The 11,894-nt window shown below is 65.0% G+C and carries 9 protein-coding genes; 4 read left to right on the top strand and 5 right to left on the bottom strand.

Annotated features, from left to right (window positions below; translation table 11 throughout):
• Positions 1–32: 32 nt before the first annotated feature.
• Both thiE and thiD read right to left on the bottom strand, forming a co-directional pair.
• The gene (gene thiE / locus BMZ48_RS10310) at positions 33–668 is read right to left on the bottom strand and encodes a thiamine phosphate synthase (RefSeq protein WP_091534776.1); all 636 of its coding nucleotides are present in this window, start codon (positions 666–668) and stop codon (positions 33–35) included.
• Positions 665–1,456, bottom strand: a complete 792-nt coding sequence (gene thiD, locus BMZ48_RS10305; protein WP_091534774.1) for a bifunctional hydroxymethylpyrimidine kinase/phosphomethylpyrimidine kinase — start codon at positions 1,454–1,456, stop codon at positions 665–667. Before thiD ends, thiE begins: the two co-directional genes overlap by 4 nt.
• A 449-nt stretch (positions 1,457–1,905) precedes the next feature.
• On the opposite strand from thiD, the gene BMZ48_RS10300 reads away from it, so the two are divergent.
• Positions 1,906–2,727, top strand: a complete 822-nt coding sequence (locus BMZ48_RS10300; RefSeq protein ID WP_143383680.1) for a hypothetical protein — start codon at positions 1,906–1,908, stop codon at positions 2,725–2,727.
• Positions 2,728–2,744: 17 nt separating this feature from the next.
• Here BMZ48_RS10300 and mtgA read toward each other — a convergent pair whose 3' ends face one another.
• From mtgA to ahcY, 3 genes are all read right to left on the bottom strand, one after another.
• Entirely contained in the window at positions 2,745–3,617 is an 873-nt protein-coding gene (mtgA, locus tag BMZ48_RS10295) for a monofunctional biosynthetic peptidoglycan transglycosylase (protein WP_234981608.1), read from the bottom strand.
• 205 nt (positions 3,618–3,822) lie between these two features.
• Positions 3,823–4,680 (bottom strand): methylenetetrahydrofolate reductase [NAD(P)H], encoded by an 858-nt coding sequence (gene metF / locus BMZ48_RS10290; RefSeq protein ID WP_091534768.1) that lies wholly within the window; start codon positions 4,678–4,680, stop codon positions 3,823–3,825.
• Between the two features lie 48 nt (positions 4,681–4,728).
• Positions 4,729–6,171, bottom strand: a complete 1,443-nt coding sequence (gene ahcY, locus BMZ48_RS10285) for an adenosylhomocysteinase (protein WP_091534766.1) — start codon at positions 6,169–6,171, stop codon at positions 4,729–4,731.
• A gap of 174 nt (positions 6,172–6,345) precedes the next feature.
• Between ahcY and BMZ48_RS10280 the strand changes: the two genes are divergently transcribed.
• The 3 genes from BMZ48_RS10280 to BMZ48_RS10270 all read left to right on the top strand — a co-directional run bounded on the left by BMZ48_RS10280 (position 6,346) and on the right by BMZ48_RS10270 (position 11,822).
• A complete protein-coding gene (locus BMZ48_RS10280) occupies positions 6,346–8,544 on the top strand; it encodes a TonB-dependent receptor (protein WP_091534764.1) in 2,199 nt (732 codons plus the stop codon).
• A gap of 368 nt (positions 8,545–8,912) precedes the next feature.
• Entirely contained in the window at positions 8,913–11,054 is a 2,142-nt protein-coding gene (locus BMZ48_RS10275) for an amidohydrolase family protein (protein ID WP_159431153.1), read from the top strand.
• A gap of 504 nt (positions 11,055–11,558) precedes the next feature.
• Positions 11,559–11,822, top strand: a complete 264-nt coding sequence (locus BMZ48_RS10270) for a ComEA family DNA-binding protein (RefSeq protein ID WP_091533435.1) — start codon at positions 11,559–11,561, stop codon at positions 11,820–11,822.
• The last annotated feature ends 72 nt before the right edge of the window (positions 11,823–11,894 follow it).

Genomic DNA, 11,894 nt, shown 5'->3' with positions numbered 1-11,894 from the left:
AAGGCAAGGGCGCATTGTACGGGATGCCTTCGTCAAGGCCCGGCATGTACGAAACACTGGGCATAACGCCGTGCGGCGGTGTCGATGTCCGGTGCGCCGAAAATTCCTTCGACGGCGGCCACGAGATCAGCGCCGGCGGCGATGACCTGCGCGGCATTGTCCGGTGTGATGCCGCCGATCGCACAGATCGGCACGGCCAGGGTTGCGCGCGCGGCGCGCAACGTCGCCAGCTCCGCCGGTGGTGCGTCGGGCTTGGTGCGCGAGGCGAAAAAACGGCCGAAGGCGACGTAGCTCGCGCCCGCGGCCACCGCATGCCGGGCGCGTTCCAGCGCATTGCCGCAGGTGGCGCCGATGATCGCATCGGGGCCGAGCCGTGCGCGCGCAGCGGCGATGTCGCCATCGGCGGCACCCAGATGCACGCCATAGGCGCCACAGCGCTCGGCGAGGTCGATGTCGTCGTTGATAATCAGCGGTACTCCGTGCGTGCGGCACAGCGCGACGAGCGCAGCGGCGAGGCGTTCTCGGCGCGCGGGTGGATTCCATTTGTCGCGGTATTGCAGCAAGACCGCACCGCCGGACAGGGCCGCCCGTGCGGCCTGCAGCAGGCGGACCTCGTCGGCGACGAGATCTTGTGAGGTGATGGCATACAAACCGCGCAGTGTCGTCATCGCTGTGCCGTGCGTGCGACGCGGTTGGGGATAGGACGGCCGCCGCCGATGCGCAGGGCCCGTTCCAGACAGCCCTGGACATAGCGCTGGGCTGTGTCCAGGGCCACGGCGATGTGTTCTCCGAACGCCAGTCGTGCCGCCAGCGCGGCCGCCAGCGTGCAGCCGGCGCCGTGAAAGCCGCCGGGCAGCCGCGGCCAGCGGAAGATATAGGGGGGCTGATGGGGCTGGTACCAGCGGTTTTCGACCTCTGCCGTATCCTCATCCCCGCCGGTGATCAGCAGATGGGCGCAGCCTCGCGCCAGCAGTTGCTGCGCGGCGGTGTCCAGATCCGCGGCTTCGGCCGCGAGACGGCGGGCTTCGGCGGCATTGGGTGTGGCCACCGTGGCCACTGGCAGCAGCTGCTCCAGCAGCGCACGTGCCGTGGCCGCGCTCGCCAGTGCGCCGCCGCCGCCGGCGCGCAGCACCGGATCGACGACGACCGGCACACGCGCACGCTCGATCGCGCGCAGGATGTGCGGAACCTGGTCGGCATCGCCGAGCAGGCCCAGCTTGATGGCATCGATCCGGCAGTCCGCGAGCAGATGCGCAAGTTGCTCGCCGATGAGTGCGGGTGCGATAGGCTGCACCCGGCGCGCATCGCGGCTGTCCTGTACCGTCAGCGCGGTGATCACGCCCAGCGCGTGCGCACCCTGCGCGGCGATGGCTTCGATGTCGGCCTGCAGCCCGGCGCCGCCGCTGGGATCGTGGCCCGAGATGCACAAGACCTGGGGGATGGATGTTTGCGTCATGCCGGGGAGTCTAGCCGCCGATTCTGTTCACCGTGTGGCGGCGCGCAGGTTGACAAATGTCCGGATATCGGGTTGACGCCATGGTGGTTATGCACAGCACTGCCGCGACGCCGGGCCGGGCCGCGAACTTGCGAGGTTTTGCCGTAAAAATGCCGTAATTTTCATGCAAACATTTGAATAAATTATTAAAAATGAAGATGTACAAAAACCGGCCGCAGCGCAGAAAGTGAGCCGCTGCGGGCATTTGCGGCAACTATCCGGATGGCTGTGCACACAGTTATCCACAGGCGTTGTGGGTAACGGCAATGTTTTCTTTTTCAAATCGACGTTTAGGCGCTATTGTTCGCGTCAGTTCCCGGACGAGGTAAGAAAAATTGTTCAATCAGTGCTCACGGCTGGCGATCCGATGCGCGCTGCTCGCAGCGGGGCTGATGCAGGGGGCCGTGGCGATGCCCCCAGGACCTTGGGCAGTGCAGGGTTTGCTCAAGGCAGAGGGCTTGAGCGAGGTCTCCGGGCTGGCATGCTCGCGCCGTCATCCCGGCCTGTTCTGGGTTCACAACGACAGCGGGCATCGGCCGGAGCTGTACGCCTTCGACTCCAGGGGGCGTTTGCGCGGACGTGTGCGTGTCGAGGCGGATCTGGAGGACTGGGAGGATCTGGCCAGTTTCGACTGGCACGGGGTGCCGATGCTGGCGCTCGCCGATACCGGCGACAACCTCGCCTGGCGGCGCGAAGTGCGGGTATGGTTGGTCGAGGAGCCGCAAGTCGATCAGTCCAGCGTGCGGCCGCGCAAGGTTCTGCGGTTTACCTATCCCGATGGCCCGCGTGATGTCGAGGCCTTGATGGTCGATGTCGAGAACGGGCAACTCTTGCTGTTCGAAAAGCGGCCGCCGCCGGCGCGCCTGTACGCGCTGGCGCTGGAGGGGCCGGAGCAACAGGTCGCGCGCATCGTCGGTGAGCTCCCGGCCGTGCCGCCCTCGCCGGCGGTGCCGGCGGAGACGCTTTCGGCCTGGTATTACCGCGATACCGTGACGGCGATGGACTTCGATCCCATCCATCGTGCGCTGTACGTGCTGACCTATCACCGTGTGCTGCGGTTTCGCACCGGTCCGCAGCGACCCTGGGCCGATGTCTTGCAGCAAGCGCCGGATGCGGTGGTGCCGCTGCCGCGGGACAAACGACTGTATGAGGCTCTCGCCGTCGATGCCCAGGGACACCTGTGGGCGACTTCCGAAGGGGCGGATCCGCCGCTCATGCGTTTGCGGGAATAGCCGGGCTCAGCCCAGACTCAAGGCGGCGGGTTATCCGTCGTTGGTCTGTCGGCGGGTTGCTCGGCTGTGGAGGCGGTCTCTGCTGCCAGCGGTTGCGGATCGGCATCACGGGTTGGATCACGGGCCGGCACTGCGCGCTCATGTGCCGGGTCGGTTTCCATCATGCCGGCATCTTCCGGTGCCGCCGGTGGCGTATCGGTTGTCAGGGGGGCGGCGGTCCCGGACTCGTCGTTCTGATCCGGCTCGGCCGGGGGTTCTGGCTCGGGGTCGTGGCGCGGGCCGTACCCCATCTGCCGCAGGATCCAGGCGCTGCGCGCCTGCACATACGGTCCGGGCTGGCGTGCACTCCAGCGGCGCGGGCTGGGCAGGACCGCCGCCAGGCGCGCGGATTCCAGCGCCGTGAGCCGGGACGCGGGTTTGCCGAAGAAGGTCTGCGCAGCCGCTTCGACCCCATAGATACCGGGGCCGAACTCGGCGATGTTCAGATAAACCTCGAGGATGCGCTCCTTCGGCCACAGTGTTTCGATCAGCACGGTCAGCCCGGCTTCGAGGCCTTTGCGGAAATAGCCGCCGCCGGGCCACAGAAAGAGGTTTTTCGCGGTTTGCTGGCTGATCGTCGAGGCGCCGCGGCGCTGGCGGCGTTGGCGGTTGTGGTCGATGGCTTTTTCAATCGCCTCGAAGTCGAATCCCCGGTGTTCGAAAAACTTCTGGTCTTCTGCGGCGATGACCGCGGCCCGCATGCTGTCGGCAATGCGGCTGGCGGGTACCCAGGTGTAGCGCACCGGCGTGACCGGGCTTTGCAGCATGAACGCGGTGGTCGGCACCGGCAGCCAGCGCAGCGCAAGCACGGTGAGCACGATCAGCGCGAACAGCCCCAGGAGCAGGCGCACAATCCAGTCCAGTACGGAGAGTCTGCGCCGGCGCGGTGAGGGAGCGGGGGGAGTTTGGCGGCGGGGTGATCCGTACAGCGCGGGCAGCGACTTGTGTGCAGGCACTCCGAGACTGGGCGGCTGGCGTGGAGGGGCGGTGTTCATCGGCGTTCGAGCGAGAACACGGGCGCAAAGACGCTCGGGTCGTGCATGGCCGGACGGCGGATCAGCGCACCGGCAGGCCGAGATGTTTCCATAGCCGCAGCGTCGGTTCGGCCTGATTGAGGGTATAGAAATGCAGTCCCGGCGCGCCTTCATCGAGCAGGGTACGGCACAGGCGCGTGACGACCTCGAGGCCAAAGTCGAGCAGGGCCTGTTTGTCGTCTTGGTACTGCTCCAGGCGCAGGCGGATCCAGCGCGGGATGTCCGCGCCACAGGCGGCGGAAAAACGCGTCAGCTGCGCGAAGTTGGTGATCGGCATGATCCCGGGGACGACCGGAATCGTGATACCGGCGCGGGCACAGCGCTCCATGAAGTCGAAGTAGGCCTCGGCTGCGTAGAAGTATTGCGTCACCGCGCCGTCGGCGCCGGCTTCGACCTTGCGCCGGAAGTTTTCGAAATCGGTGTCCGGATTGGGTGCCTGCGGGTGCATCTCCGGATACGCGGCGACCTCGAGCCGGAAGTGCTGGCCGTGGGTCTCGCGGATGAAGCGCACCAGCTCACTTGCGTAGCGGAATTCGCCGGGCGCGGCGGCGCTCGCCGCGGTGGCCGGCAGGTCGCCGCGCAGCGCGACGATGCGGCGGATGCCGCTGTCGCGATAGCGCTGTAGCAGTGCGGCAATCTTCGCGCGGGTCGATCCGATGCAGGTTAAGTGCGGCGCCGTTTCGATGCCGGTGTCTTCGGCGATGCGCATCACCGTCTCGTAGGTGCCCTCTTGGTCGGAGCCACCGGCGCCATAGGTGACCGAGAAAAAGGCGGGCCCCACTGCCGCCAGCCGGGAGACGACCGCCGGCAGTTTCTCCGCACCCGCGGGCGTGCGCGGCGGAAACAGTTCGAAGGAGAAATGGATCGACGATGCACTCATGCGCGCACGACACCGCTGACGCGGCCTGTTGCCGAAAGTCCCTTCGTACTAATAGCGATAATGCTCGGGCTTATACGGCCCCTCGATCGGTACACCCAGATAGGCCGCCTGCTCGGGAGTCAGCGCGGTCAGCTTCACGCCGATTTGTTCCAGATGCAGGCGCGCGACTTCCTCGTCGAGTTTCTTGGGCAGGCGGTAGACGGTTTTCTGGTATCGGTCCCGGTTCTGCCAAAGATCGATCTGGGCGAGTGTCTGGTTCGAGAACGAGTTGCTCATCACAAAGCTCGGATGGCCATGCGCGCAGCCCAGATTGACCAGCCGGCCCTCGGCGAGCACGTAGATCGAGCGGCCCGTGTCCTTGAAGGTATAGCGGTCCACCTGGGGCTTGATCGTCTCGCGTATCGCGCGTCCGGCGGCGACTTCGGCATTGAGCCGGCCCATCTGGATTTCGTTGTCGAAGTGGCCGATGTTGCAGACCAGCGCGTTGTTTTTCATGGCCCGCATGTGCTCGAGCGTGATGACATCGCGGTTGCCGGTGGCGGTGACGTAGATGTCGGCCGTGCCCAGCGTGTCTTCCACGGTCGTGACCTGGAAACCTTCCATCGCCGCCTGTAGCGCGTTGATGGGGTCGATCTCGGTGACGATCACGCGCGCGCCAAAACCGCGCAGCGAGTGGGCCGAGCCCTTGCCGACGTCGCCATAGCCGCAGACTACGGCGACTTTGCCGGCGATCATCAGGTCGGTCGCGCGCTTGATGCCGTCGGCGAGCGATTCGCGGCAGCCGTAGAGGTTGTCGAACTTGCTCTTGGTGACCGAATCGTTGACGTTGATCGCCGGCACCAGAAGCTTGCCGGCTTCCATCATCTGGTAGAGGCGGTGCACGCCGGTGGTGGTTTCCTCCGAGACGCCGCGCCATTCGGCGGCAACCCGCTTCCAGAAGCCGGGGCGTTCGGTCCTGGTGCGCTTGAGCAGGTTTTTGATGACCTGCTCCTCGGGATTGCTCGAAGGCGTATCGACCCAGCCGTCACCGTTTTCCATCTCCACGCCCTTGTGGATCAGCAGGGTCACATCGCCGCCATCGTCGACGACCAGTTCCGGGCCTTTCATGCCGGGGTGGGTGATGGCGTCGAGCGTGCAATCCCAATATTCCTCCAGGGTTTCCCCTTTCCAGGCGAATACCGGGATGCCGGCGGCTGCGATAGCGGCGGCCGCATCATCCTGCGTCGAGAAAATATTGCAGGACGCCCAGCGCACCGAAGCGCCGAGTGCGACCAGCGTTTCGATCAACACCGCGGTTTCTTTGGTCATGTGCAGCGAGCCGGTGATGCGCACACCCTTGAGCGGCTGCAGCGGTGCGTACTTGGCGCGGATGCGCATCAGCCCCGGCATTTCTTCTTCGGCCATGCGGATGCGGTGACGGCCGAGCTCGGCCAAGGACAGGTCGCGGACCTTGAAATCGGTCGCGCTGGCGGGTTTGACGACGGCGTTCATGCGGTATCCCGGTCGGTAAGAGAAGGGGGCGTGCCGGCCGGCACGCGATGGGGCTCAGTATATCCGTCCATGCGGATAAAAGGATGCTCTGTGCCGACGGGTTGACGCCATTCATTATAAAAATGACAATGATTATCTATTGCATACCGTGATTCCCGCCTGTCGACCCGATCCATGCGCCAATCCATTCTGGCGGCCGTCGCCGCCTTGTTGTCGATCCCCACCACCTGGGCCACTGCACCGGAAGCCACACCGGACCCTGCGGGTGGCACCGCTGCGTCCGCGGCGCGCGAGGTCGTCCGGCTCGCGGACATCGAGGTCAAGGCCGATGGCTCCCAGGTGGAATTGCCGCAGCCCTTTGCCGGCGGGCAAGTCGCCACCGGCGGGCGTGTCGGCTTGTTCGGCAACCTGGACATGATGGACACCCCGTTCAACAGCACGAGCTATACGGCCGAGCTGATCAAGAACCAGCAGGCGCGCAGCATGGCCGACGTGGTGCAGAACGACCCGGCCGTGCGCGTCGCACGCGGCTTCGGCAATTTCCAGGAGCTGTATTTCATCCGCGGCTTTCCCGTGTTCTCCGACGACATGGCCTACAACGGCTTGTACGGCGTGTTGCCGCGCCAGTACACCGCCGCGGAGTTTCTCGAACGCGTCGAGGTGTTTCGCGGTGCGAACAGCTTTCTCAACGGGGCCGCGCCCGGGGGGTCCGGCATCGGGGGGTTGATCAATCTCGTCCCCAAGCGCGCACCGGATGAAGGGTTGAATCGCGTGACGCTGGGGTATGAAAACGCGGCCCAGCGCTATGCCGCCGCGGATGTGGCACGCCGTTTCGGTCGCGATGGTGCATACGGCCTGCGTGTCAACGCCGTGCGCCGCGACGGCGAAACCGCGATCGCGGGCGAAGACCGGGAGCTTGGTGTCGTCGCCATTGGCACGGATTATCGCGGCGAGCGTCTGCGCCTGTCGGCCGATCTGGGCTGGCAGGACTACCGGCTCGATGCGCCGCGCCCGAGCGTAACGCCCGGCGACGGGATTCCCCGGCCCCCGGATGCTTCGGGGAATTTTGCGCAGCCGTGGACGTTCAGCACCGAGGAGGATCTGTTCGGTACCCTGCGCGGCGAGTTCGACCTCGGGGCTACCACGCGAATCTGGGCTGCGACCGGTCTGCGCAACGGCGAGGAGTCCAATGTGCTGGCCAATCCGCGGTCCGACGCCGACGGGCAGACCTCGTCGAACCGTTTCGACAATACCCGTGAGGATCGCGTCACGACCAGCGAAATCGGACTGCGGACCGAATTCGAAACCGGTGCGGTCGGGCATCGCCTGACCCTGTCCGCCTCGGTGCTGAGGCTGGATTCGAAGAACGCCTTTGCGTTCTACCTGACGCCGTTCGCCAACGATTTGTACGAGCCACAGCCGGTCGAACCGTCCTCGGGGCCGGTGTTTGCCGGCGGCGACCTGCGGGCGCCGCGGACCACGGCCTTGACCAGGACTGCCAGCGTTGCCCTGGCCGATACGCTGGCGCTGCTCGATCGCCGCGTACTGGTCACTCTGGGGGCGCGTCACCAGACGATCGAGCAGTACGGGTACGACTTCAATACGGGCGAGGAGACCTCCGCCTACGATGAGAGTACGGTGACCCCGGTCTTCGCCATCGTGGGCAAGCCATCGGCAGCGGTTTCGCTCTATGCCAATTACATCGAGAGCCTCGCGCAGGGCGAAACCGTCCCGGCGACGATCGATGGACAGCCGGTGGAAAATGCCGGCGAGGTGTTCGAACCGTTCAGGTCCAAGCAGTACGAAATCGGCGCCAAATACGATGGCGGCACGCTGGGCCTGACGGCAGCACTGTTCCGCACTGCGCAACCGAGCACCCGCTTCGACGGGCGCCGCGTCAATCTCGACGGTGAGCAGCGCCACGTCGGCGTGGAACTCACCGCCTTTGGCGAGCCGCTGCCCGGTGTGCGGGTCTTGGGTGGCGCGACCTGGCTGGATGCCAAGCTGACCCGGACCGAAGGGGGCGCAAACGATGGCAATACGCCGATCGGGGTGCCAGAGTGGCAGGCCAATCTCGGCGCCGAATGGGATTTGCCGATGGTGACGGGCCTGACGCTGGAAAGCCGAATCGTGTACACCGGCGAGCAGGCCGCGGCAGAAGACAACCGCCTGCATCTGCCATCCTGGACGCGCATCGACATGGGCGTGCGCCACACCCGGCGCATCGGCGCACTCGACACCACGGTGCGCGCGCGGCTCGACAATCTCGCAGACCGCGATTACTGGGCTTCGACCGGCGGATTCCCGGGTGCCAACTACCTCGTGCTGGCGCCGCCGCGGACGTTCACGGTGTCGCTGTCGGTCGATTTCTGAGGAATGTGGCGCGCGCGTGGCCGGCAAGACAGGGCTGCGGCGCGCGATGAATCTGGCAACGGCGTCTGGGCCGGCAGTCGCGTCGGTTCATCCGACGGTGGTTCTGGCGCGTGCGCCGGTAGCGGATACCGCAAGCCTGCGATGGTCAAGTGGTAAATCGACATCCTGGTGTCGCGCACGCCTGATGTCGATACTGACCTGGCAGGTGACGGCTATTTGTGCCGTTCCTGCGGTATTCCGGTCGCATGCCATCTGCCATGAGTTCAATCCGTATCGCGCGGTCCGTTCTTTTTTCGGTCGGAGTCGTGGCCGTTGCCGCGACTCTGCTGCTAGGGGCCTGCGGTGGCAGCCGTGCACCCGAAGTGCCCGTGTCCGACATGTCGGCCGGCGACCGTTATGCCATGGCCAACGGTTGTTTTGCGGTGCGCGAGCTGCGCAGTGGCCGTTTCCTCGCGGTCGCGGGGGGTACCGTGCGTCTGGCCGATACCGGAACCCCGTTTTTCATGAAGCCGACGGCGCTCGGGCGCTACCTGTTCTACACGCCGGATCAGCGCTTTCTGGCGATGACCTCGCCCAATCAGACGGCAGCCGATGCGCTGGGTGATCTGGTCGACGCGGTGGGGGCGAGTGTCGGAGGTGGGGGCGATGTGATCGCGCTGGTCAATCCCGCGCTGCCGGTGGCCGATGGGCTCAATGACGCCGGCGACGCGATCGACGGAACCGGGGATGCGATCGAGGCGGCGATCACCGCACAGCGCACGCTCGGCATCGTCGATGCGCCCAATGATGGTGCCGAGTGGACCGTCGATACCGCGGATCAGGGGTTCAGCATTGTTGCGACCGCAACCGGCGATGCGTTGGCAATCGATGGTGCGCCCGGTCGTTTTGTTTTCGTCGCGCAGAGTGGGTGCACGCCGTATCCGGAAGCACAGCTCAACGCTACCGGCGAGCCGTTCAAAGGGCGGCTTGCGGATGGCACGGTATTCGGCTATGCCGAAACGCATATGCACCTGGGCGGCACCGAGGCCTTGGGTGGGCGTCTGGGTTATGGCAGCCCGTTCCACAAATTCGGTATCCCCCATGCGCTCGGGAATTGCGCCGTCGATCACGGCCCGAGCGGGGCTTTCGATGCCCTCGATGCCATCGTCAATCCGGATAAAGCGTTCTTCCCGCCCCACGACACGCAGGGCTGGCCGACGTTCCGCGACTGGCCAAGCCACGGTTCACAAACCCACCATCAGACGTATTGGGTCTGGCTCAAGCGCGCGTGGATGGGAGGTTTGCGTCTCATGGTCAACCATCTCGTGGCCAACGAGGTGATCTGCCAGATCTGGCCGCTCAAACAGCATGACTGCGACGAGATGGACAGCATCGCGCTACAGCGCCAGCTGGTGCTCGATCTGCAGGACTACATCGATGCGCAGGAGGGTGGACCGGGTAAGGGTTTCTTCCGCATCGTGTATAGCGCCGCCGAGGCACGTCGGGTGATCGAGGACGGCAAGATGGCCGTCGTGCTCGGTACGGAGAACGAAAAAATCTTCGGCTGCGGTGAATTCCTCGATGTGCCCGAGTGCACGCGCGAGCACATCGATGCCGAGCTCGACCGCTGGTACGACCTTGGCTTGCGCGCCATCTTCCCGATCCACTTGTTCGACAACGCGCTCGGCGGCACACGCCTGACTGAGGATCCAGCGCTCAGCGCCGTTTACCAGGGCGGCAACATCCTCGAGACGGGCCACCCTTACGCCACGATTCCATGTGCGGAGGCCGACGCTACCCCGCCCGGGCAGGCGCCGACCCAAACGCCGCGCGGCATCATCGACACGGTGCTGCTGACGATCCGCGGACTGCCGCCTGCGTCGCCGCTGACCGGCTGTGTCCAGAACGCGCGCGGGCTTACCGAGCTGGGTGACTATTTCATCAATGCGATGATCGACCGTGGCATCCTGATCGAGACGGATCACAGCGGCACCTTGGCGCGCAAGCGCATTCTCGATATCGCAAAAGCGCGTGACGTGCCGGTGCTGTCCGGACATACGGGATTTATCAGCGACAGCCGCGATTCCCGCCGCATTCTCGAGGTCGGCGGGATCATTTCCAACCTGCCAGACGAGCCGTCACCGGTGACCGTCGCTTTCATCCAAGACCTCATCGCGCTGTATCGGGAAGTCCACGGCAACACCGAGCGGCTGGCAACGGGCTTGGGCTCGGACATCAATGGCATCCACGTGCAGGCCGCACCGCGTCAGGACGCGGCGCAGAATCCGCTGATCTACCCATTCAAATCCTACGACGGCCGCGTCGTCTTCGACCGTCAGGTGACAGGCGAGCGCGTGTTCGATCTGAACGTCGACGGCGTCGCACACTACGGGCTTTATCCGGACTTCATCGCCGACATGCAGATGCAGCCCGGTGGGCCCGAGGCGCTCCAGTATTTGTTCCGCTCGGCCGAAGCCTATCTGCGGGCCTGGGAGCGCGCCGAAGCCGCGCGCAAGAAGAGCGGTCGCTAAGAACCGGTAAGGTCCATAGATCGCGCCAACCCTCTGAGCATCGTTGGCAGGCGGGGTGCACTCGGCCGATTGTCCCGGCAGCCCTGGCCCTAGCGGTGGCGTGCCTTTGCCTGCGCACGGGATCGCGGCGCCATTTCATGCACCGCGACTAACCGCTGTGTTTCGCTGATGGTATTCGGGCTCTTGCCCACGAGTGTCCGCAGCCGATCACCCCATCGGTCATCGGTGGTTTTTATGTTCAGGGTGTAAACATCGAACTCGCACGCGTTGTTTCCGAGGGTCTTCAGAAGCCCGCATCACGACCGAGGACGCGATCCCAGGGTCCAAGGTTCGTTCTGGTGTCGCAGTCTTTTGTGGAACACAAAGCGCGATTGCCGTCAATTGTCCGTTTGGTGGGGTGAGGACTAGCCGATTGGGGAAGTGTGTTGCGCGGCGTGCTGGGGTAGGGTGGGCATGCGCCTGGTGTGGGCGTGGCAAGAAGACGCAAGAGTGGAGGGACAAGACATGAATACGTGGTTCAAGGCGGTGCTGGTGGGTGCGGGTTTGGTGGTGGGTGTGGCCCATGCGGGTGTGGTCAACATCAACACGGCGGATGCGAAGACCCTGGCGAAAGAGCTCAAGGGTGTGGGTCCTGCGAAGGCGGAGGCGATTGTGAAGGACCGTGCGGAGCGGGGTTTGTTCAAGGCGCCGCAGGAGATCACGCGTGTGGAGGGGATAGGTCCGGCGATTTACGAGCAGAACAAGGACAACATCAAGGTCAAGGACTGAAGCAAAACGGCCTCGAGGGAGGGTTGCAGGCGAGCTTTGGCTCGCCTTCTTTTTTGAAGCGGGGATGGGTTG

The organism is Fontimonas thermophila, from assembly GCF_900113085.1.
GTDB lineage: Bacteria > Pseudomonadota > Gammaproteobacteria > Nevskiales > Nevskiaceae > Solimonas > Solimonas thermophila.
The sequence above is the reverse complement of the archived record's forward strand: the minus strand, read 5'-3'. Positions and strand labels throughout refer to the sequence as shown.

What these genes read in the sequence shown, in the direction of transcription:
- thiE (WP_091534776.1), bottom strand. Translation starts at nt 668, where the DNA reads ATGACGACACTGCGCGGTTTGTATGCCATCACCTCACAAGATCTCGTC.
- thiD (WP_091534774.1), bottom strand. Translation starts at nt 1,456, where the DNA reads ATGACGCAAACATCCATCCCCCAGGTCTTGTGCATCTCGGGCCACGAT.
- BMZ48_RS10300 (WP_143383680.1), top strand. Translation starts at nt 1,906, where the DNA reads ATGCCCCCAGGACCTTGGGCAGTGCAGGGTTTGCTCAAGGCAGAGGGC.
- metF (WP_091534768.1), bottom strand. Translation starts at nt 4,680, where the DNA reads ATGAGTGCATCGTCGATCCATTTCTCCTTCGAACTGTTTCCGCCGCGC.
- ahcY (WP_091534766.1), bottom strand. Translation starts at nt 6,171, where the DNA reads ATGAACGCCGTCGTCAAACCCGCCAGCGCGACCGATTTCAAGGTCCGC.
- BMZ48_RS10280 (WP_091534764.1), top strand. Translation starts at nt 6,346, where the DNA reads ATGCGCCAATCCATTCTGGCGGCCGTCGCCGCCTTGTTGTCGATCCCC.
- BMZ48_RS10270 (WP_091533435.1), top strand. Translation starts at nt 11,559, where the DNA reads ATGAATACGTGGTTCAAGGCGGTGCTGGTGGGTGCGGGTTTGGTGGTG.